Origin of the sequence: Aliidiomarina sanyensis (assembly GCF_003987175.1) — a bacterium.
Lineage (GTDB): Bacteria > Pseudomonadota > Gammaproteobacteria > Enterobacterales > Alteromonadaceae > Aliidiomarina > Aliidiomarina sanyensis.
The window spans coordinates 112,252-131,237 of the sequence record NZ_PIPM01000001.1 but is presented as its reverse complement, the minus strand read 5'-3'; the positions used below and the strand labels follow the sequence as shown (position 1 = coordinate 131,237).

Sequence of the window (18,986 nt, the reverse complement as noted above, 5' to 3'; positions counted from 1 at the left end):
TGCGTCAGGATGAATGAATCAAGGAAAAGGACGTAAAGACGGGATCACAGTATACTCGTGCATTGGCCTTACGACAATTCACAATCAAGGGGAATTACGTTTTTTCTGTCCTTTTTACCGATTGCCAAAGCACCTCAAGGGCATTGAGGTCCAACGCTTCGACGCCAACCCCCTGCTGCTGTGCCGTTTGCTCAACGGCTCTAAAACGCCGCATAAATTTTTGATTCGCCTTCCGTAAGGCGGTTTCAGGGTTAACTTGGCAGTGGCGCGCTAAATTCACCACCGCGAACAACAAGTCCCCCACTTCCTCCTCGACAGCTTCAGCGTTTACTGACGTCTGACTTAGGGCGTCTTCCACCTCCGCGACTTCTTCCCGTATTTTTGCCAAGACCGGTTCAGCATCAGGCCAATCAAACCCAACATTCGCACAGCGCTTTTGGATTTTTTGTGCTTGCATAAGCGCAGGTAAATTTACGGGAACCCCTGAAAAAACGGAATGATCGTCTGGTTTATTAGCCCGCTCTTGTTGTTTAATCTGTTCCCATTGACGTAACACCGCTTCCGGCGTATCCGCTTGCCCGTCTCCAAATACATGAGGGTGGCGTCGAACCAGTTTATCCGCGATCGCGCCAGCGACTTCATCAAACGAAAAATCACCTTGCTCGCGCGCCAGTTGGGCGTAAAAAACGACCTGAAAAAGCAAATCGCCCAATTCATCTTTTATTTCTTCGCGGCCACCCCGCGTAATCGCATCGGCAACCTCATAGGTCTCTTCAATTGTATAAGGAATCAAAGTTTCCATGGTTTGGTTCAAGTCCCATGGGCAGCCGGTCTGTGGATCGCGGAGTGCTTGCATAATATCAAGCAGACGCGCTGTCTGTGGGAGCGTTCGCTCACTCGTTTGAGACGCAACAAGGGCCTCTGCTGATGGTTTCATAAGCGTTCCTAAGATGATTTTCGTTGCGCGCTTCGCACGTGACTTACTTGCTGGATCCGGCCCAAAACCCGTTGGATTTCACTGTTGTTGTACACCATCACTTCAAGCTCAATGAGCACACTGTGTGTTGTATCGTCGTGCCGTGCGGAGACATCATTTACGTTGAGTTTCTCATGACTGATGATACTCGTAATGTCATGTAATAAGCCGGGTCGATCATCCGCCACAATCACCAACCGCGTGGCATATCGTTGTTGTTGATCCTCAACCCAAGTCACATCAATCGCCCGTGCCGGATTTTGTTCGAGCAACTGCAATAACTGATCGCATCCTTCGTGGTGTACGGAAACTCCGCGCCCTTGTGTGACATATCCTTTGATGGGATCACCGGGAAGCGGCTGGCAGCACTTTGCAAAGCTCATCATGAGATTCCCAATCCCGCCTACTTTAACACCGTCGCGTGTCTTCTTCGAACGCTCAGAGGGCTTCTTCCGGCTGGCAAGTTTTTCAAGTTCCTCAGTCTCATCTTCGCTGGCTGGCGCCTTGAGGAAATTCACGACTTGATGGAGACGAACATCTCCCGCGCCAATCGCCGCGAGTAAATCATCAACATGCGTCATGTTGAAGCGCTCTACAGCCGGGCCGACGTCGTTCAAAGTCAGTTTGACCTTCGCCAATTCGGTCTCGAGTAACTCGCGACCCTGAAGAATATTTTGTTCGCGGTCCTGCTTTTTGAAAAACGCATGGACTTTACTCCGGGCCCGAGCAGATTTCAGATAGCCTAACGCTGGGTTCATCCAATCACGCTTCGGCCTTGCTTCTTTTTGCGTAAGAATCTCAACCCGCTCAGCATTTTGCAGAACGTAAGTGAACGGAACAATGCGGCCATCGACTTTGGCACCAATACAACGGTGTCCGACTTGCGAGTGGACGTAATAAGCAAAATCCAATGGAGTTGATCCCATCGGCAGGTCGATCACATCCCCTTTCGGGGTAAACACATAGACCCGGTCTTCAAACACTTGACTGCGGATTTCTTGGACCAATTCCTCATTTTCCGCCATATCCTCATGCCAAGCGAGTAGCTTGCGTAACCAAGAAATCTTCTCTTCGTAGCCCTGCGCTCGGCCACTGGGTTGCCCCTCTTTGTAGACCCAGTGCGCAGCGACGCCTAATTCAGCATCGTCATGCATTTGCTCCGATCGAATTTGAATTTCGACATGTTTTTGCTCCGGCCCAATGACCACCGTGTGGATTGATTGATATCCATTGGGCTTGGGTGTGGCGACATAATCATCAAACTCAGAATTCAAATGCCGCCAGAGCGAATGTACGATTCCTAACGCGCCATAACAGTCTTTTAAGTTTTGGGTCACCACCCGAACCGCTCGAATATCGAAAAGCTCATCGAAACGCAAATTCTTCTTTTGCATCTTTTTCCAGATGCTAAAGATATGTTTCGGCCGCCCATACACCTGAGCCTCAATATTTTGCTCCCGCAATGCGGTTTGTAATTGCGCTACGAAGTCATCGATGTAATGCTCGCGCTGCCACCGTTTCTCATCCAGTTGGCGCGCAATGGAGGCGTAAATATCAGGATGGAGATATCGAAAGGCGAGATCTTCAAGCTCCCATTTGAGCTGCCCCACCCCTAAACGATTCGCTAAAGGAGCGTAGATCTCACTGCATTCTTTAGCGATCAGGACGCGGGTTTCTTCATCGAAGCGCTTCACCTGTCGCAGCTGACAAATACGCTCGGCGAGTTTGATTAAAACCGCACGAACATCCTCCACCATGGCCAACAGCATTCGACGCACCGTATCGATCTGCGCTTCCCCAGGACGACCATGACGAAAGTATTGTAAAGCACCGATGCTATCCATTTGTTTGATATGCGCAAGGAGGACCACACTCTCCGCTGTAAGGTGTTTTTCCACCCACGCATCATCGATCAATCGAGCGTCGTAAAGAGCAAAGCAGAGTGCAGCTTGGAGGCCACGAAGATCCAATTTAAGGGCAGCGAGAATTTCAACCATCTCCTGGCCTTTGAGCAAGAGCTCGCGATGCTGCTCAGCGTCAGGATGGTTTTCAATAATAAGATGGAGTTGTTGTGAGAGCGAAAGCAGCGCTTCTTGTTGGTCTCGTGGCACGTCATCCGCTTGCCATGCTTCTGGCCTGCTGGATTGCTTATCCACGTGCACATTTCGAACCTGAACCATGCTTCCCCCTGCGACGACTTAAACGATGGGCTCCTCAGCTATTCAATGTGCGAAATCCTGAACGCCCTGTCAACGCGAAATGGATGTTTTTACGCGCTTTCAAGCACCACCATAGCCTGTGCGTAGTGGGCCTCATCACTGAGCGAGAGGTGAACGCGCTGAACACCCAATAATTCGGCCCGCTGCTGTGCCCCACCATAAAAAGTGAGCAACGGCTGCCCTAACTCCGAATGGCTTACTTCCATGTCGTGCCAGCGAATACCCTGTGCGAGACCAGTTCCGAGTGCTTTGAGTGCTGCCTCTTTCGCTGCAAAGCGCTTCGCTAGGTAGCGTTCTGGAAATCGAGCAGCGGACATCTCCGCGCGTTCTGATTCGGTCAGGAGGCGCTCAGCGAACATCGGTTGCCGCTCAATCGCCCGTTGCACACGGGCGACTTCGACTATATCAGTGCCAATCCCGACGATCGCCATTTAACGGGCCGCCTGAAGAATTGCCCGCATATCTGCAACCGCTTGATGTAAGCCACAGAACATGGCGCGCGCCATAATTGCATGCCCAATATTCAGTTCATAGATTTCCGGAATTCGCGCAATTGCCGCCGTATTGTGATAGTGCAAACCGTGCCCCGCGTTCACAACCAGTCCTGCTTGGTGTGCGAGCTGCGCGCCCTTCTCAATATTCAACAAAGCTTGCGCTTGTGCAGAGCCCGTTGTCTCCGCGTAGTGTCCCGTGTGGAGTTCTACATAAGGAGCGCCCGCGGCGGCAGAGGCGTCAATTTGTCGAGGATCTGCATCAATGAAGAGCGAGACAAGTATTCCAGCCTCACTTAATCGCGTGACTACATCACGACAGCGGTTCAGCTGCCCGGCTACATCGAGGCCTCCTTCCGTCGTCAATTCTTCACGCTTTTCGGGCACAAGGCATACATAGGTCGGCTTGGTGTCTATGGCAATCTGGACCATCTCATCGGTCATCGCCATTTCAAGATTCATGCGCGTTTGAATGGTTTCCGCGAGCAAACGAACATCGCGGTCCGTAATATGCCGGCGGTCTTCCCGCAAGTGAATGGTGATTCCATCAGCCCCGGCCTGCTCTGCGACGGCGGCCGCATGAACGGGCTCAGGGTAGGAAACACCTCGGGCATTTCGCAGTGTCGCAACATGATCAATATTCACCCCAAGAAGTGCGGGGCCAACAGGCAATGTGGTTTTATCGTGTATCACTTGCATCCTTCTCCTCAAGAATTCTGGATTGGGTCGCGCGGCTTGCCAATAAGAGCTCACGACTCTTTAACGGCTTATCACCAAGATGCGGGACCAGTGCGCGACGCAAAATACTCCGAAACTGACGCATCACGAGCGGATCATCAACGGTAAATTGAGCCATTTTTAAAATACTTTCACCGGCGAGGGCATTGGATTCGCGTTGCCCTGGCGCCACTTCTAAAAAGCCCGTGCCGGGAACGTAAGTATAGTTTCGTTCGGGATCAATGGGATCCCCCGCACGGGCTTCATGGGTAAAGGAGTCGAGTAGATCTAACGCATCCAATAACTGCCATTCAAAGCGTCGCAATACGAAATGCGGATCCACACCGTCCGCGAGAAGACTCAGTGTTTGAGCATATGCCCCGTAGACCCCTTCCGCCTCAATATGCTCACGCAAAAGGCGCTGGGTAATTTCATTTACATAGAGACCGCTGTAGACGCGATCACCCGCGAGAGAAAAGCGCTGTGTGACCTCAACGGTTCGAACGACCTTTAAGTCACCCCGGCCGATGAGCTCAAGGTCAAGGGTTTGAAACGGTTCAAACGAACCGCGAATTTTGCTTCGTCGACTTCGCGCATATTTCGAGATGGCACGAATACGGGTGTCATTGCTCAGCAATAAGTCGATGAGCAACCCATGCTCTTGATAAGGCCATCGGTGCAACACGAAGGCCTGTTGCATCAGTCCTCTCCGTAACCCAAACTGCGCAAGGCACGCTCATCATCGGCCCAGCCAGATTTCACCTTCACCCACAGTTGCAGGTTGACTTGGGTATCAAGAAGCTTTTCCAAGTCACGCCGAGCCTCAGCTCCAACTGTTTTCAATTTTGCTCCTTTGTTGCCAATGACCATGCGCTTTTGCCCTTCCCGCTCGACCAGAATTAGTGCATGAATGTGGACGATTCCATTGGCCCCTTGCTCGTACTTCTCTATTTCCACAGTTGTTGAATATGGCAGCTCATCCCCGGTAAAACGCATCAGTTTCTCGCGCACGATCTCCGCGGCCATGAATCGAACGCTTCGGTCCGTTACATAATCTTCCGGATAAAAATGGATACCCGCGCGCAAATACGGGCGCACAATGCTCTTGAGCTTCGGCATTGATTCCGGGGACAAAGCGGATAACGGGAAGATATCAACAAATTCGTATTGCTCACTGAGCTTTTGAATATGAGGCAACAAACTCCCCTTGTCTTTGACTTGATCAATTTTGTTGATGATCAACATCGTTGGACGATTCGCACGTTGGATTTTACTTAAAACCATCGCGTCGTCTTCAGTCCAGTGGGTGCCTTCAACGATAAACAGAACGAGGTCGACATCACCAATCGATGAGCTTGCTGCGCGATTCATCAAGCGATTGATCGCACGCTTTTCATCTTTATGGAGCCCCGGAGTATCCACATAAATTGTCTGATAAGGCCCTTCCGTATCAATCCCCAAAATTCGGTGGCGCGTTGTTTGCGCTTTCTTCGATGTAATACTGACTTTTTGTCCCAACAGCTGATTGAGAAGGGTCGACTTCCCCACGTTTGGACGGCCTACAATGGCTACGAACCCATTATATGTTTGGAAGCCTTGTTCATTGTGCTCTGGTAGGTTCATAACAACTCCTTGCTGCCGGTTTGTTCCGCCAACAATTCAATAACTTTCGAGGCCGCGGCCTGTTCTGCTTTTCTTCGACTGGTTCCTGTGGCGAGTACGGCCTCGGGAAGATTCTCAACCGTGCAACTCACGGTAAACCGTTGATTATGTGCCTGCCCTTGAGTCATCTCAACTTCATATACCGGGAGAGAGAGCTGGCGTCCTTGCAAGAATTCCTGCAAACGGGTTTTTGGATCTTTTTGATTATTTCCGGGCTTTATCGCTGCAAGACGGGGTGCAAACCATGCACGAACCAATGCTTGTGCAGTTTGAATATTACTATCCAAAAATACCGCACCAATAATTGCTTCAACCGCATCAGAGAGAATCGACTCACGACGATGCCCTCCGCTCTTCATTTCCCCAGGCCCAAGGTTTAAAAAACGGCCAAGGTCGAAATCTCGCGCAATCTTGGCGAGCATCGAACCACACACCAATGTTGCGCGCATTCGACTCAATTCCCCTTCCGGCGATTTTGGGAACTGATGATAGAGTGCTTCAGCAATTACCACGCTTAAAATCGAGTCACCGAGAAATTCGAGCCGCTCATAGTGCGCTTCAGAGGCACTGCGATGCGTCAACGCTTGGTGAAGATACGCTACATCGGTAAACTGATATCCAATCCGTTGCTCTAAATCCTTGCGTTGTTGCGCTGTTAAACTCACTCAATCCTCCCGAGGCGGTCAAACCGAACGCGGCTAGGCACCCATTGAGGGAGCCAGCTTGACGTATCTCGCTCAAACTCTAAACTGAGCCAAACGAAGGTTGCCCGACCCACGAGTTTATCCTCGTGAACGAATCCCCAAAAGCGGCTATCAAGGCTATTGTCGCGGTTATCACCCACGAGGAAGTAATGCGCTTCGGGAACATCCCACATCAAGTCATCCGACACACGATTGCGTAAAGGATCGACAAGGATATCGAAAGTTCGCTCTCCGATGGTCTCGGTAAAGCGCTCCAATGGCATCTGATTGCGGAAAAATAAGTCATTTTCTTGCTCGGTTTGCGCAATCTCCAATGGCTCCACACCCTCGCACTGGGGGGCGCATCCTGCATAGATAATAAATGACTTATCCCGATAGACGACCCGATCGCCGGGCATGCCAATCACTCGTTTAATATAGTCGATATCTGGATCCACGGGATACTTGAAGACTGCAACATCGCCGCGCTCTGGACGACCGGTTCGTAGGAACTCTTTACGTGTTACTGGCTCACGCAATCCATACCGGAACTTCTCCACCATGATGAAATCACCCACCAATAAGGTGGGCATCATAGAACCTGAGGGAATTCGAAACGGTTCATAAATAAACGATCGTAGAATTAAAATAGCCAACAGTACCGGAAATGCCGCTTGAGAAAAGTCCGCCAAGGCAGACTGAGGCGCCAGTTGTTGCGCCTGCACGTCATTGAGTTTGACTCCACTCTTCGCTTCGGCCTCGTCGATTTTCGCTTGGCGCTTCGGCTTCCAAAGCCAGTGGTCGATGGCCCAAATGATACCGGTAATCAGGGTGCCGAATACCAACAGCAATGAAAAATAATAGGTCGTCATGGATGCGTCCTGTTTGTTAACACAAGGCGCACCGTGTGTGCGCCTTGTTTATTATTTCCCTGTTCTCAAAACAGCCAAGAAGGCTTCTTGTGGGACCTCAACATTGCCAAGTTGTTTCATCCGCTTCTTACCTTCCTTCTGCTTCTGCAACAACTTTTTCTTCCGACTCACATCACCACCGTAACACTTCGCGGTAACGTTTTTGCGAAGCTGCTTTACAGTGCTCCGCGCAATGACGTGGTTCCCAATCGCCGCTTGAATCGCGATATCGAACATCTGACGTGGAATCAACTCACGCATTTTCTCAACCACGTCACGCCCACGATACTGAGCTTGACTACGGTGCAGGATCATTGCCAACGCATCCACCCGCTCGCCGTTGATCAAAATGTCCACACGGACCATGTCTGAAGGTTCAAAACGCTTGAAATGGTAATCGAGCGACGCATAGCCGCGACTCGTGGATTTTAAACGATCGAAGAAGTCCATCACGACTTCAGCCATCGGAAGCTCGTATGTCAGAGCCACCTGTTTCCCGTGATACACCATATTGGTTTGGACACCACGTTTCTCGATACACAGGGTAATCACGTTCCCCACGTGCTCTTGTGGCACCAATATATGCGCCTCAACAATGGGTTCGTTAATCACTGCGATTTCATTCACCGCAGGCAAATACGCTGGATTATCGACCATCCGTACTTCGCCTTTGGTGGTTTCGACCTTGTATACGACCGTTGGGGCTGTGGTGATCAGATCGATGTCGTACTCTCGTTCAAGCCGCTCTTGGATAATTTCCATATGCAGCATACCGAGAAATCCGCAGCGGAATCCGAACCCAAGCGCTCCGGAGTTTTCTGGTTCGAAAAACAACGAGGCGTCGTTCAGGCTCAGCTTATCAAGCGCATCCCGAAAACTTTCATAGTCGTCCGAGGAAATTGGGAACATTCCCGCATAGACTTGCGGTTGAACCCGCTTGAAGCCAGGAAGTGGCTTCTCAGCAGCACGCTTTGCATGGGTTAACGTGTCCCCTACTGGGGCACCATGAATGTCTTTGATACCAGCAATAACGTAACCCACTTCCCCGGCCCGCAAAACACCGGTTTCATGTTGCTTGGGAGTGAAAATACCAACTTTATCAACCAAGTGATCTTGCCCGGTCGACATCACTTTCATTTTCTCACCGGCACGCAATACACCTTTCTTGATCCGAACCAATGAGACGACGCCCTGATAATTATCGAACCACGAATCAATAATCAGCGCCTGCAGAGGCGCTTCATCATCCGCTTGATCCACAGGTGAAGGAATTTGAAGGACAATTCGTTCTAAAACCTCTTCGATACCGATTCCCGTCTTGGCTGAACAACGAACCGCATCAACTGCCTGAATTCCGACAATATCTTCAATTTCTTGAGCCACTTGTTCGGGCTCTGCTTGGGGTAGGTCGATTTTATTGAGAATCGGCACCACTTCGAGGTCCATGTCGATCGCGGTATAACAGTTCGCAAGCGTCTGTGCCTCGACCCCTTGCGCCGCATCAACCACAAGAAGCGCACCTTCACAGCCTGCAAGGCTGCGTGAGACCTCGTATGAAAAGTCAACGTGCCCCGGGGTATCAATGAAGTTCAACTGATACCGTTCACCATCCTTTGCATCATAAAACAAGGTCACACTTTGCGCTTTAATGGTAATTCCGCGCTCACGCTCGATATCCATCGAATCGAGCACCTGTTCCGCCATTTCACGATCAGTAAGACCGCCGCAGAACTGAATCAACCGATCAGACAAGGTCGATTTTCCATGGTCGATGTGGGCGATAATGGAGAAATTTCGAATATTCTTCTTTGGAATGCCATTCTGGCTCATGAACACCTCAACTGCGGTACTTTCCCAAGAACCGACTTTATGACTGCATATCAGGGGGGAATTTTACTTACTTTTGGACCGACAAACAATCAACGTTGCTCGGGGCAATAATCTTCACTTGCATTAACGCACGAACTTGGACGTCTCGTTTGCGCAGCCAACGATTCAGAACCCAAAAACTACCGGCAAAACTGATCGTGGCAAAGAGGATACTCCACCCCTCGTGATACATAAGCGCGCTGCCGAACCAGGCGCCAATGAAAAGGGCAAGGAGAGGCAAAAGGTAAAGCCAGACCGAGAAGCGGACCATGGCTTGTTCCGGCAGGAGCAACTCAACCTGCGTGCCTGGCTCTGGTGCTTGTTCCATCCAGACGTCCAGCTCACCCCGCCGCTGTGGAAAGGCTTTGGAGAGCAAGCCTGCTCCACAGTGAGACTGTTGTTTACATCCACCACAGCCCTGCTTGAGTTGGGTTTTGATCGTGACCCGCTGGCCATCGACAGATGTCACTTCTCCGAGTTCTCGAATCATCTCTCTGCTCGTTACCGCGCAACCGAAGCGGCGATTCGTTGCAGGGTCTCCATCGGCAAGCGGCCAACCACGGTCACACTAAAGTCACGGTGCCGATGAGTATATAACGATTCGAGTCCCTCATATTGCAGGTTTGTCGACGCGCGAGGATCTTGGGAGACGTACACAGAGACTCGCGTCATACCATCGGTATATAAAAAGTAATCTGCAGCGATACCTGTCATTGGTAAGCGATGATGGTTTGCGCGGACCCGAGAAAAGCCCTCTGGTAACCATGTTTGGCGCCATTCGTGCTGCAATGCACTTCCAGCATCTGGATCGCGCACTAAGGGGGGCATGGGTGAATCTTGTACTTGCAACAGATCGGTTTGAATTTCTGTGGAGAAGTCCAACGATGTGAGCTGTACTTGCTCCAAAATGTCTCCGGTTGGTGCGACAGTGGCCATCCGCAACAACATCCCCGTTTCGCGATCCAACCATAACGAATATCCAAACCGTTGCTGATCTTTCGGAACTAAACGAATGTGCTGTGCCGGCCGGTCTAAAACTCGACCACCGCCCATTGCAACCGCGCTATACGATGGGCTGATGCGATCAAAGCTCTCGTAGAATGCCGTCGGGATGGGCCCAAATAAGGCCTGAGCACGCAAACTATAGGGCGAGATCATGGGGTGGAAATACGAAACCTGCTGGTTTTGGCGCACAAGATAGATATCTGGACCATTGAGGCTAAATAGAAGCTCAAGCTCGACGCCATCTTCTGTGCGTCCGTGCAGCCACCGAAATAGTTCAACCCGCTGACCTTGCACATGGACAAGGGACGCTGAAAAGTTCTGAGTCCGCAGCGCTTGTTGCATGCGATCGAACCAAGTCGCGCCATCACGCTCTTGCTGAACGGTATTTGGGCTGGTGGATTGAGTTGTCGGCTCTTGACTAGCTGATGGCTCTAAACGGCTTTGCGCCTGGCCCGCGGCCGCGGGAAGGCTGCACAGCCATGCCAGAACTGCTCCTGCTAGCATGACGTTGCGAGTTTGCATCATACACCGTTCCTAATCAATGACGCTCAGTCGTTATCTGGCTGACGCGGCGTTTCGCGCTCGGATTGAGCGTTTCCTTCCAGTAACTGATCTTGTTGGCTCAACTGCAATTGCTGTTGATGATCCATCATAAATGATTGCAACAAGCTCCGCTCCACACCAAGATCAGGTTCTTCGGTTGGTGTATGGACGGTGTTAAAGCTAACCGGATTCACGACACCACCAATCGGCATGGTTTCAAGCGCTGTTACCGTTGATCGTGTCTGCGGTGCTGGATTCATCACCTCTTCTGGTTGCTGAAAGTTCTGCACGGCAACGACCGTCACGACGGCAACACTTGCGGCCACTGCCACGTTCGCGGCCGGACGCATCCACCCTGCTCGCATCAATTTCCGCCGCAAACTTGCGAACCAAGAAATCTCGCTCACCGGCGCAGGCGCTCGGGCGATTTCTGCGGATACAGCGGCAGAAATATCAACTGGTTGGCCATGCTTCGCATCACCACGCATCATTGCGCTAACGAGCTGGTAACGGAACCATCGCTCACGATGGCTCGCGTTTTCCACGAGCTCACGCAGCGAATCATCAGTGTGTTCGCCATCCATGAGTGCCGACAGTTTTTCATTCTGATTTTCTGTCATCAGGGTGTATCCTCAGTTTACCTAATCCTGTTCCAGTAGCGGTTGAATCACTTTATCGATGGCCTCACGCGCCCGAAAGATTCGTGACCGAACTGTTCCTATCGGGCAATCCATGGTTTGAGCTATTTCCTCATATCCTAAACCATCAAGTTCCCGTAACGTAATGGCCTGCTTCAGATCGTCCGGAAGACTATCAATTACATCCATCACAGTTTGCCGTATTTCTTCAGAGAGCAGCATGCTCTCCGGTGAAGCGATATCCTTCAGACCATGTCCATTGTCCAAAAATTCCGCATCTTGTGCATCAATGTCTGACGCAGGCGGCTTCCGCCCTTTCGAAACTAAATAATTTTTTGCTGTGTTGACCGCGATCCGATACAGCCACGTATAAAACGCACTGTCACCACGAAAGTTCGGTAACGCTCGGTACGCTTTTATAAAAGCTTCCTGAGCAACATCCGGAACATCACCCGGATGCTTCACGTAACGCGCAACGAGGCTCATAATTTTGTGCTGATACTTTTTCACCAACACGTCGAATGCTCGTTGATCACCGCGCTGTACTCGTTCCACCAGCTGTTGATCAATATCCTGTTCGCTCATTCGAGCCCACTCTCTGTTGTGACCGCGTCCTTTGACTATTTGCTTTGGGCCCGCATGCTCTCTGTAAGAGCTAGACCGATGGTTTTGGAAAAAGTTCGCAAATTAGTCCGTAACAACGGTAAAATTCAAATAATTCATTCACCAACGATAATTCATCATGACTTCTGACGCTACGATTACGTGCGACGTTTTGATCATTGGTAGCGGCGCAGCGGGTCTATCCCTTGCGCTGCAACTGGCAGAATCATATCAGGTCATCGTCCTGAGTAAAGGCCCACTTGCTGAGGGCTCAACCTACTATGCACAAGGGGGTATCGCGGCTGTATTCGATGAGAATGATAGCATTGAATCCCATGTGAGCGATACGTTGGTGGCAGGAGCTGGGTTGTGTGACCCTGCCGTTGTTCGTTACACCGCCGAACGGGCGAAAGACAGTTTGCAATGGTTGATCGACCTCGGTGTTGCTTTCGATCAAGAGTCGGACGAAGCTGGAAATACACGATTTCACTTGACGCGCGAAGGAGGACACTCCCACCGCCGTATCCTTCACGCAGCCGATGCAACCGGTCGTGCTGTGCAAAGCACGCTCACATCTCGTACCCTCAGTCACCCAAATATTCGGGTATTGGAACAAGCCAATGCGGTCGATCTGATCTCGGAGCAGAACGTCGATGGTGAGCGACGCTGCATCGGTGCTTATGTTTGGAGTCGATCGCATGGACAGGTGTTAAGCATTGCTGCGAAGTTCACCGCCCTTTGCACCGGCGGCGCAAGCAAAGTATACCAATACACATCCAATCCTGATGTGGCTAGTGGTGATGGTATCGCCATGGCATGGCGCGCAGGTTGCCGTGTCGCAAATATGGAATTTAATCAATTTCATCCAACCTGCCTGTATCATCCCAAAGCACACAACTTCCTACTCACAGAAGCCTTGCGAGGAGAAGGCGCACACTTAAAACGTCCGGACGGTTCTCGCTTTATGCCAGACTTTCATGAGTTAGCTGAGCTCGCTCCCCGTGACGTCGTTGCGCGAGCAATCGATTTTGAAATGAAACGTTTGGGTGCAGATTGCATGTATCTCGACATTTCTCACCAACCCGCTGAATTTATTCGGCAACATTTTCCAACCATCCACGAAAAATGCCTGAGCCTCGGGATTGATATTACGAAAGAGCCGATGCCGGTGGTTCCAGCAGCGCACTACACCTGTGGCGGTGTAATGACCGATTTGCATGCGCGGACAGACCTTCCTGGACTATATGCTATTGGTGAAGTCGCCTACACCGGATTGCATGGTGCAAATCGCATGGCCAGTAATTCTCTATTGGAGTGTGTGGTTTTTGCTCGGGCCGCAGCGAGCGATATTGCTGAACTCATGAGTAAAACTCCGCCTCCCGGCCCCATTCGCCCGTGGGACGAAAGTAAAGTCTCGAATTCAGACGAAGAGGTTATCATTCAACATAATTGGCACGAATTGCGGCTCTTCATGTGGGACTATGTAGGCATTGTGCGCACCGAAAAGCGCCTCGAGCGTGCGCTTCGCCGAGTGGAATTGCTTCAGCAGGAAATCCATGAGTATTACGCTCATTTTCGGGTGACCAATAACCTGCTTGAGTTGAGAAACTTGGCGCAGGTCGCACGGCTTATCATTGAGAGTGCGATGCAACGCAAGGAGAGCCGTGGGCTGCATTACACGTTGGATTATCCGGACCCTGCCGAGCAGACCCAACCAACCATCTTAGAGCCCGCCCTTTTTCGACACGATAAGGCCTAACTATCTTGCCTCCCGCCCGATAACGACCGTGGCTGGTCGACGGGCGGCAGATGTCGAACGGTTAAGACAATCCGCCGCAGCCGAGCCCACGCTACACCGTCGCATTGTCCGCGCCATAGAGTCCACCAATGCAGCCTCTTGCTGGACTTGTCTCGGACCCGCACAAAACAGCACCAAGGCAGCAAAAAAGCAGGCGACTCAAGCTGAACCTCTTGTTCCGAGGCGTTGAATCCTCCACCTCGTTCATTCAACCGAGTAGGCCACCACGGCTTGATTTGATGGAGCCAGTAGGACCGCCAGACAAACGAATAAAGCATCAGGGCGGTAAAACAGCTTAAACTTTCACGCGGCGAAGCATCAATGCAACCATATCGGCCAATTCAGGGTCTGGGCAGGCTTTATGCCCCATAAACCACGCAAAAAGGTCTGGGTCATCACAGGTCAGCAACCGCCGGAATACTGCTTGTTGCGTTTCATCCAGATCATCGTAAGCTTCTTCAACAAAGGGCGCGAAAAGAACATCCAATTCCAACATCCCCCGACGACAAGCCCATCGCATCCGTCGCTTATCTTTGAGCGCATCCTCTGATTGCTTCAGGAACTGCATCGACTACCTCTACTCTGTTAATCATAAAAACCTAGTTCAGCCACAATGCGTCATTCTATCACTCTTCCAGAGAATCCCGAACTCCCCTGCTTGAATTCCGCAATCACCGTCGCCATAGTACGAGGATGCAGACGATATTTTTTACGCAGTCACACAAGGAAAACTCACGTGTCGTTGTCCACGCCGAAACTACTGACAGAACGGTCTGATATCCCATTTATTCCATACCCTGAATTGGGTGTGCTCCGCGTTTCTGGCCCGGATGCAAAGCGCTTCTTGCAAGGCCAGCTCACCTGTGACCTTGCTCAGGTCTCAGAAACCATCGGTGTCGCTGGCGGTCATTGTGACGCCACCGGCAAACTGTGGAGTGTGTTTAGACTGATCCAAATCCAAGAAGATTATCTGTTATTAATCAACAAATCTTTGCTGGGGACAACACAAGAGCAATTCAAGAAGTTTGGGGTTTTTAGCAAAGTTACGTTTACCGACGAGAGCGCAAGCTGGTACGCTGGATGGTGTGTGGGTGTCGACGCAGCAACGCGTTGTAGAGACCTCTTTTCAATCGGAACACTCCCCATCTCAGACACGGCGACTGGACATCATGCCGTTTATCACATTGAACAAGGATTTGTGATTGGCCTTCATCCAAATGCATACCTTGTCCTATCATCTGCCCCGTTTTCTATGCCCAAGAACTCGGAACACGCTGCTCAAGCGGTGGAAATTGACCTCGGTTGGCCTCTATTACCTGTCGAACAGCAACAAATGCATATTCCACAGGCACTAAACCTCGATAAGCTAAAAGGAATAAGTTTCAAGAAAGGATGTTATATCGGGCAAGAAACAGTCGCCCGAATGCACTACAAAGGACAAACAAAACGCCGCCTCACGGTGCTGATGGGGACCTGCTCGGCATTACCCACTTCCGATGATGTTCTCGAGGTTCAAATCGGCGAGAACTGGCGACGTGCAGGTGCAGTCCTGGCCGCAGTGCGTTATGATAGAGAAGTCGTTGCATTACAAGCTGTGCTCCCTGTCGATCAGGAAGCTGGCGCTAAAATGCGTATTAAAGGACAGGACGACAGTCAATTCACCCCCCTGTCCAATTTAGACACAATGGAAGCAAAGAATGAGTCAAACCATCAGTCAAGATAAAGCGGTCACCATCCATTACGTTGTCAAAAATGCCGAAGGCGTTACGATTGACCAGTCTTCAGAAGAGCGTCCACTCGCCTTCATCTTCGGTCGTGGCATGTTGATCCCAGGATTAGAGAATGTGCTTAATGGGAAAGCTGCCGGCGATGAGCTGAGTGCCGAAATTCCAGCAGCAGACGCATATGGCGAGCGTCACGATGGATTAGTGCAAACCGTTCCTCGGAATTTATTCGGCGACCAGGAAGTCAATCCGGGTATGCAATTCCGCGCAACCACCGACCATGGCGAGCAATCGGTCATGGTTATCGAAGTGACTGACGAAACGGTTACGGTCGATGGAAACCATCCATTGGCAGGCGTCGACCTCAACTTTGATGTCAAAGTTGTTGACGTTCGCGATGCAACCGAAGAAGAGTTGTCTCACGGTCACGTGCACGGTCCGGGCGGCGTTGAGCACTAAGTTCATCCTCCCCCTCCACATATAAAAACCGACCGCGAAGCACTGCATTCCGGTCGGTTTTTTTTGTCGACACCATCGGTTTATTCGGCAATGTTTCCTGCACTCGCACGGATTTCAGCCCGTCTCGTACATTGATAAATACCCTATTTAGACGCGCTTATTCAAAGATTCGATCAGTTGCGCAATAGCCCTATGTGGACCAAAATATAACCACTCAAGTTTATGCAGTTGAAGCCGAAATACATAGATAGGAAATAAGGTTCACATCAAGCTTCATTTCGCGATCGCAGCAGAACGCTACCAAGGATTGGCAAGCAGTACTCAGAAGGACAGGTCTTCATGGTTAAGGCATCAGGAACAGAAAAAGGTGGCATTCACGTCATGCCACTCAATGCAGAGCATCTTCGCCAAGTCCTTGAACAACATGGTGTCGAAGTCGTGTTTCAGCCGCGCGTATGGATTGAGAGCAATCAAGTCGCTGGCGTAGAAATGTATGCACGTTGGACCCACAGTGAACTCGGTGATATTGAACCGGGCGCGTTTATCCATTTGGCGGAAGAACGTGAACTCATTGATCAGCTCAGTGAAGAAATTATTTCGATCGGAATTCCAGCATTTGCAAAAGCCCTGAACGCGTTACCTGACCTCACGCTGTCCATAAATGTCAGTCCCATGATGTTTGAGCGGACCGAGTTTCTTGACTTCCTCATTGCCCAATGTGAAGCGGAGCACGTTAAGCCAACTCAAGTGATCTTGGAATTTCCAGAAGCACAGACCTATCAAAACCTCGAAGTCCTCGCAACACGGCTTCTCGCATTTCACAAAGCCGGCTTTAAAGTGGCACTCGATGATTTTGGAACCGGTGAATCGAATGCCTTAAAACTGGAGAAACTGGGCCTTTACGAGATCAAGATCGATATCTCTGTTGTCCAGACAATGCAAGCCAGCATGGAGTCTGAGTTTTTGGCCAAAGCAGCCCTTAAACTTGCGCAACAAAGCAAGGCACTATTGACCGCAGAAGGCGTTGAAAATAAAGAAACCCTAGCGTTTGTCAAAGCACTTCACTTTGATCTTGCGCAGGGCTTCTTCATTGCGCGCCCCATGCCAATCCAAGACTTGCTTGGCTGGCTGAGCCGCCGAGGTTGATCAACTAACTTTCTTGCTTATTCGGGCGCATATGCGGGAACAAGAGAACATCACGGATAGACGGTGAATCGGTCAAAAGCATCACTAATCGATCAATCCCGATCCCCTCACCGGCTGTTGGCGGCAATCCATACTCGAGCGCGGTAACATAATCTGCGTCGTAGAACATCGCTTCCGCGTCGCCCGCCTCTTTTTGTTCAACCTGTTGCTTAAACCGCTCAGCCTGATCTTCGGCATCATTCAATTCTGAGAAACCGTTCGCAATTTCACGCCCACCCACGAAAAATTCAAAGCGATCCGTCACAAAGGGATCATGATCATTGCGGCGAGCAAGTGGCGACACCTCAGCAGGATACGCAGTAATAAAGGTTGGCTGCATTAACTTGTGCTCTGCAGTCTCCTCAAATATTTCAATCTGAATCTTGCCCAAGCCCCAACTCTTATGCACTTGAATACCAAGCTGTTTCGCTAGGTCTGTGGCACGCTCGCGGGTTGATACGTCTTCAGCGGTGATATTCGGATTGTGGTGTAGAATTGCCTCAACCACCGTCATGCGTGCAAAAGGCTGACCAAAGTCAAAGGTTTCACCCTGATAATTCACAGTCGTGCTTCCGAGCAACTCAGTACACAAACCGCGCACCATGTTCTCGGTTAGATCCATTAAATCACGGTAATCCGCATAGCCCCAGTAGAACTCGAGCATGGTGAATTCTGGGTTATGACGAGTTGAAAGCCCCTCGTTCCGGAAATTACGGTTTATCTCAAAAACCTTTTCAAACCCACCAACAACCAACCGTTTGAGGTATAGCTCCGGTGCGATTCGTAAATACAAATCCATATCCAACGCATTATGGTGCGTTACAAATGGGCGTGCCGAGGCGCCGCCTGGGATGGTTTGCATCATGGGTGTTTCCACTTCCAGAAACGCACGGTCCGTCAGGAAACGACGAATGTAATCGATGGCTTTTGAACGCATCAAAAATGTATTTCGGCTTTGCTGATTCACGATCAGATCAAGATAGCGCTGACGGTAGCGCATTTCCTGATCGGCCAATCCATGAAACTTGTCGGGGAGTGGGCGCAATGCCTTCGTCAATAAACGAATGCTGTCCACCTGAATCGTTAGTTCGCCCGTGCGAGTTTTAAACAAGGTCCCAGTCGCTCCGAGGATATCTCCGAGGTCCCATTTCTTGAAGCCATCGTTATAAACGCCTTCTGGCAAATTATCACGTGCTGCGTAGACCTGAATCTGTCCACTCATATCTTGCAGCGTGGCAAAACTTGCCTTTCCCATGATGCGGCGGAGCATCATACGGCCAGCGATCGAAACGCGGACCCCCTTCGCCTCAAGTTCTTCAGCTTCGAGATCACCGAACTCTGCTTGGAGTTCTGCAGCCAAATGTTCACGACGAAAATCATTCGGGAATGCGATGCCTTGCTCACGAAGTGCAGCAAGCTTTTGCTTGCGCTCGCGCATTTGTTGATTAATATCCTGAACTTCTGGCTGTTGCTTATCTGACATATCCTATCCTCATTTACTTC

General features: G+C 50.6%; 19 protein-coding genes. 4 read left to right on the top strand and 15 right to left on the bottom strand.

The window, feature by feature from the left end; translation table 11 throughout:
• Window positions 1-94: 94 nt before the first annotated feature.
• From mazG to rpoE, 13 genes are all read right to left on the bottom strand, one after another.
• Entirely contained in the window at window positions 95-937 is an 843-nt protein-coding gene (gene mazG / locus CWE11_RS00580) for a nucleoside triphosphate pyrophosphohydrolase (protein WP_126775662.1), read from the bottom strand.
• Window positions 938-945: 8 nt separating this feature from the next.
• A complete protein-coding gene (gene relA, locus CWE11_RS00575) occupies window positions 946-3,156 on the bottom strand; it encodes a GTP diphosphokinase (protein ID WP_126775661.1) in 2,211 nt (736 codons plus the stop codon).
• 89 nt (window positions 3,157-3,245) lie between these two features.
• A complete protein-coding gene (locus CWE11_RS00570; protein WP_126775660.1) occupies window positions 3,246-3,626 on the bottom strand; it encodes a holo-ACP synthase in 381 nt (126 codons plus the stop codon).
• Complete coding sequence (gene pdxJ / locus CWE11_RS00565) at window positions 3,627-4,385, bottom strand: pyridoxine 5'-phosphate synthase (RefSeq protein ID WP_126775659.1); 759 nt, start codon at window positions 4,383-4,385, stop codon at window positions 3,627-3,629.
• A complete protein-coding gene (gene recO, locus CWE11_RS00560; RefSeq protein ID WP_126775658.1) occupies window positions 4,366-5,103 on the bottom strand; it encodes a DNA repair protein RecO in 738 nt (245 codons plus the stop codon). The genes pdxJ and recO overlap by 20 nt, the downstream gene beginning before the upstream one ends.
• Window positions 5,103-6,026, bottom strand: a complete 924-nt coding sequence (era, locus tag CWE11_RS00555; RefSeq protein ID WP_126775657.1) for a GTPase Era — start codon at window positions 6,024-6,026, stop codon at window positions 5,103-5,105. Before era ends, recO begins: the two co-directional genes overlap by 1 nt.
• Window positions 6,023-6,730: a ribonuclease III gene (gene rnc, locus CWE11_RS00550; protein ID WP_126775656.1), complete on the bottom strand. Its 708-nt coding sequence runs from the start codon at window positions 6,728-6,730 to the stop codon at window positions 6,023-6,025. The genes era and rnc overlap by 4 nt, the downstream gene beginning before the upstream one ends.
• Window positions 6,727-7,620, bottom strand: coding sequence for a signal peptidase I (gene lepB, locus CWE11_RS00545; RefSeq protein ID WP_126775655.1), 894 nt, complete (start codon window positions 7,618-7,620; stop codon window positions 6,727-6,729). Before lepB ends, rnc begins: the two co-directional genes overlap by 4 nt.
• Window positions 7,621-7,671: 51 nt before the next feature.
• Window positions 7,672-9,489: a translation elongation factor 4 gene (gene lepA, locus CWE11_RS00540; RefSeq protein ID WP_126775654.1), complete on the bottom strand. Its 1,818-nt coding sequence runs from the start codon at window positions 9,487-9,489 to the stop codon at window positions 7,672-7,674.
• Between the two features lie 67 nt (window positions 9,490-9,556).
• The gene (locus tag CWE11_RS00535) at window positions 9,557-10,018 is read right to left on the bottom strand and encodes a SoxR reducing system RseC family protein (protein ID WP_126775653.1); all 462 of its coding nucleotides are present in this window, start codon (window positions 10,016-10,018) and stop codon (window positions 9,557-9,559) included.
• A gap of 11 nt (window positions 10,019-10,029) precedes the next feature.
• The gene (locus tag CWE11_RS00530; protein ID WP_126775652.1) at window positions 10,030-11,058 is read right to left on the bottom strand and encodes a MucB/RseB C-terminal domain-containing protein; all 1,029 of its coding nucleotides are present in this window, start codon (window positions 11,056-11,058) and stop codon (window positions 10,030-10,032) included.
• A gap of 23 nt (window positions 11,059-11,081) precedes the next feature.
• Complete coding sequence (locus CWE11_RS00525) at window positions 11,082-11,696, bottom strand: sigma-E factor negative regulatory protein (protein WP_126775651.1); 615 nt, start codon at window positions 11,694-11,696, stop codon at window positions 11,082-11,084.
• A gap of 21 nt (window positions 11,697-11,717) precedes the next feature.
• On the bottom strand, window positions 11,718-12,299 hold the full coding sequence (rpoE, locus tag CWE11_RS00520) for an RNA polymerase sigma factor RpoE (RefSeq protein WP_126775650.1): 582 nt from the start codon (window positions 12,297-12,299) through the stop codon (window positions 11,718-11,720).
• Window positions 12,300-12,456: 157 nt separating this feature from the next.
• Between rpoE and nadB the strand changes: the two genes are divergently transcribed.
• Window positions 12,457-14,076, top strand: a complete 1,620-nt coding sequence (gene nadB / locus CWE11_RS00515; RefSeq protein ID WP_126775649.1) for an L-aspartate oxidase — start codon at window positions 12,457-12,459, stop codon at window positions 14,074-14,076.
• Between the two features lie 334 nt (window positions 14,077-14,410).
• Here nadB and CWE11_RS00510 read toward each other — a convergent pair whose 3' ends face one another.
• Complete coding sequence (locus CWE11_RS00510) at window positions 14,411-14,683, bottom strand: FAD assembly factor SdhE (protein WP_126775648.1); 273 nt, start codon at window positions 14,681-14,683, stop codon at window positions 14,411-14,413.
• 168 nt (window positions 14,684-14,851) lie between these two features.
• Between CWE11_RS00510 and ygfZ the strand changes: the two genes are divergently transcribed.
• The 3 genes from ygfZ (at window position 14,852) to CWE11_RS00495 (ending at window position 17,444) form a co-directional block, all read left to right on the top strand.
• Window positions 14,852-15,838, top strand: a complete 987-nt coding sequence (ygfZ, locus tag CWE11_RS00505) for a CAF17-like 4Fe-4S cluster assembly/insertion protein YgfZ (protein WP_157981267.1) — start codon at window positions 14,852-14,854, stop codon at window positions 15,836-15,838.
• Complete coding sequence (locus CWE11_RS00500) at window positions 15,813-16,298, top strand: FKBP-type peptidyl-prolyl cis-trans isomerase (protein WP_126775646.1); 486 nt, start codon at window positions 15,813-15,815, stop codon at window positions 16,296-16,298. Before ygfZ ends, CWE11_RS00500 begins: the two co-directional genes overlap by 26 nt.
• A gap of 339 nt (window positions 16,299-16,637) precedes the next feature.
• Entirely contained in the window at window positions 16,638-17,444 is an 807-nt protein-coding gene (locus tag CWE11_RS00495) for an EAL domain-containing protein (RefSeq protein WP_126775645.1), read from the top strand.
• 4 nt (window positions 17,445-17,448) lie between these two features.
• Here CWE11_RS00495 and lysS read toward each other — a convergent pair whose 3' ends face one another.
• A complete protein-coding gene (lysS, locus tag CWE11_RS00490; protein ID WP_126775644.1) occupies window positions 17,449-18,966 on the bottom strand; it encodes a lysine--tRNA ligase in 1,518 nt (505 codons plus the stop codon).
• Window positions 18,967-18,986: the final 20 nt, after the last annotated feature.